The organism is Arthrobacter sp. 35/47 (genome assembly GCF_000520475.1).
Taxonomy (GTDB): Bacteria; Actinomycetota; Actinomycetes; order Actinomycetales; family Micrococcaceae; genus Arthrobacter_D; species Arthrobacter_D subterraneus.
On the sequence record NZ_KI914599.1, the window covers coordinates 33,705 to 36,415 of the forward strand.

Below are 2,711 nucleotides of genomic sequence, written 5' to 3' on the forward strand. Positions count from 1 at the left end.
CGTAGGCAGGTGCCGGCGTGGCGCCGAGCCGGTCTGCGAGCTGCGCTGCGGCGGAGGGAGTTGCGTATGGATGCGTCACGGTGGAGACCAGTACGGCGCCGAGCTGTGACGCTTCGATACCTGCATCCTCCAGGGCGGCGCGGGCCGCGGCTTCGGCCATGTCAATGACGCTGGTGTCCTTGTCCGCGCGGTGACGGGTGACGATGCCGGTGCGCTGGCGAATCCACTCGTCGGACGAGTCGATCCACTGGCAGATGTCCTCGTTGGTGACGATCACCTCGGGGCGACAGATGCCCAAACCGTGGATGCGGGTGTTCTCCTGCAGCGGAGACTGATTGAGGGTGGGAGTAGTCACGCGTTTCCTTCTGCGATGGGGGCGTCCGCTGGCGGAGCGGTGCGGGAGTGTTCGTCCATGAAGGCCCGGGCGGCGCTCAGGTCCTCGGGCGTTTTTACTGCCAGTCCGGCCGTTCCGCGCATTCCCCGCTTTGCCAGCCCTGTCAGGGTACCCGCCGGAGGAAGTTCCAGCACACCGGAGACGCCCATATCCTGGAGTCGCTGCATGCACAGATCCCAACGGACAGGGCGCGAGACCTGCGCTATCAGACTGTCCAGATTCAAGTCTCCGGAAGCCACCGGCTCGCCGTCGAAGTTGGACAGCAGCGTGGCGAGGGGCTCCGCGGGTGAGAGCGAGGGGCGGAGCTCCTCAAGCGCTTCCACCGCTGGAGCCATGTGATGGGTGTGGAAGGCGCCTGCCACCTTCAGCGGGATGACGCGGGCTTTCTGCGGCGGATCTGCCGCAAGGGCGGCGAGCTGGTCGACAGTGCCCGCCGCGACAATCTGCCCGCCCCCGTTGGCGTTCGCTGCGGTCAATCCGTGCCGCTCAAGGGTGGCTGCGACGTCGTCGGGGTCTCCACCCAGAACGGCACTCATGCCGGTGGGTGTCACGGCGGCCGCGGCGGCCATTGACTGTGCCCGGGTGCGAACAAGCCTGATGGCATCCTGCTCCGTGAGCGCTCCGGCGACAGCTGACGCTGTCAGTTCGCCGACCGAGTGTCCGGCAACCACGGTGGAGGAGGTGAGTGGAGTGTCTCCCAGGAGTACGCGGGCGGCAACCAGTCCCGCGGCGACAATCAACGGCTGTGCTACTGCGGTGTCTCTGATGGTCTCCTCGTCGGAGACCGTGCCGTGAAGCACGAGATCGACGCCTGCTGCCTCGCTGAGAGCCTCAAGATGCTCCCGCACGCCCGGAAGGTCGAGCCACGGGGTCAGGAATCCGGGGGACTGGGACCCTTGTCCAGGGCAGAGAATTGCGAGCACGTATCAAGCTTTCCAAATCGGCGGTCAGAAGCAGGGTGTTCCGGTGCACGAAGCTCCCGAAGCCACTTTGTAGGAAGTCTACAACGAAGGAACGCGCTCCGGCCGTGTTGCTGAGCGCTCCGAAGCGGTCTTCGGCGGCGGTGCGAGCCGGCCGATGACCAAAGCAGTCTGGAGAACAAACGCCTCCCGGGGGATCAGCGGGTCCCACCCGGTGATGTCACAAACGCGTCGAAGACGGTATCGGACGGTGTTGGCGTGAACAAACAGTTCACGTGATGTGGCTTCGAGCGAGTGACCCAGGGCGAGATAGGCGGAGAGCGTCTCCTCAAGTCCGTTCTGGGCATTTGCCAGGGGACGGTAGATGTTGCGGAGGAGGGACTTGCGCGCGGTGTCATCGCCAGAGATGACCCGCTCCGGCCACAGGTCGTCGGCTGCAACCGGACGCGGCGCGGACGGCCAGGCCCGGGCGGCGGTGAGTCCGGCGAAAGCTGCCTGTGCTGACCCGCTGGCCGCTACGAGTGAAGCGGATTCGGGCCCGTAAACCACCGGTCCCGGCCCGAATAATTCGCTCAGCCTGGCGTAGGCGCTGTTCCGGTCCTGTACGCCGCCGAGGACAAGAATGAGACGGTCCCCCTGGATGCCGACCAGTGTGTCCTCGGCAAGCCGGCCGGTGGTGCGGCGCAGTTCATTGAGGAACATTGCGTTGGGTTCGGCCGGTGAGCTGCCGACCATGACGGTGATCGGTGCCTGCGACTTCCATCCCACGGCCGCAATCCGGGAGCGCAGTGCGTCCGAGCTTTCTCCGCGCAGGATGGCGTCAACAACCAGGGCTTCGAGCCTGGTATCCCAGGAGCCGCGGGTTTCGGCTGCACGGGCATACACATCTGCTGCCGCGAAGGCCACTTCCCGCGAGTACCTGAGAACAGCTTCCCGCAGGAGGCCCTGATCCGCGTCCGAGGCGAGATCGGGGACCTGGTCCTCGACCACCTGGACAACCACCCGGATGAGCTGAAGCGCCTTCTGCAGGCTGATGGACCGGGTGAGCTCAGTAGGTGCAGTACCGAACACATCGCTGAGAACCCACGCAGGCGAGACCGGCTTCTGGTACCAGTTCACAAAGGAAGCGATGCCCTTCTGGGCAACCAGGCCCAGCGCTGAGCGCTCGTCCGGACGCAGGTTCCGGTACCACGGCAGGGAGGAATCGAGCTGCTTCAGGGTAGCCGTGGAGAGTGCACCGATCTGTGTGCGGAGCCGGTCCACGGTGGCCGGGTCCGGAGCGGGAAGGGACGATCCGCGCGGGGGAGTGGGCGATGCCATAATTCGAGCATACGGCCCGGACACCTTCGGCTCCATTTTGTACGAAGGCTACAAACAGAGCCTTAACGGCGAACAGG

2 protein-coding genes and 1 pseudogene are annotated in these 2,711 nt (G+C 65.5%); all 3 read right to left on the reverse strand.

What is annotated here, in order from left to right; genetic code table 11:
- Positions 1–355: pseudogene (locus tag X803_RS21500) on the reverse strand (3-oxoacyl-ACP synthase); the annotation flags it as partial.
- Positions 352–1,317, reverse strand: a complete 966-nt coding sequence (locus tag X803_RS0109900) for an ACP S-malonyltransferase (RefSeq protein WP_026545018.1) — start codon at positions 1,315–1,317, stop codon at positions 352–354. The pseudogene X803_RS21500 and the gene X803_RS0109900, both read right to left, overlap by 4 nt.
- A 78-nt stretch (positions 1,318–1,395) precedes the next feature.
- Complete coding sequence (locus X803_RS0109905) at positions 1,396–2,634, reverse strand: PucR family transcriptional regulator (protein WP_026545019.1); 1,239 nt, start codon at positions 2,632–2,634, stop codon at positions 1,396–1,398.
- Positions 2,635–2,711: the final 77 nt, after the last annotated feature.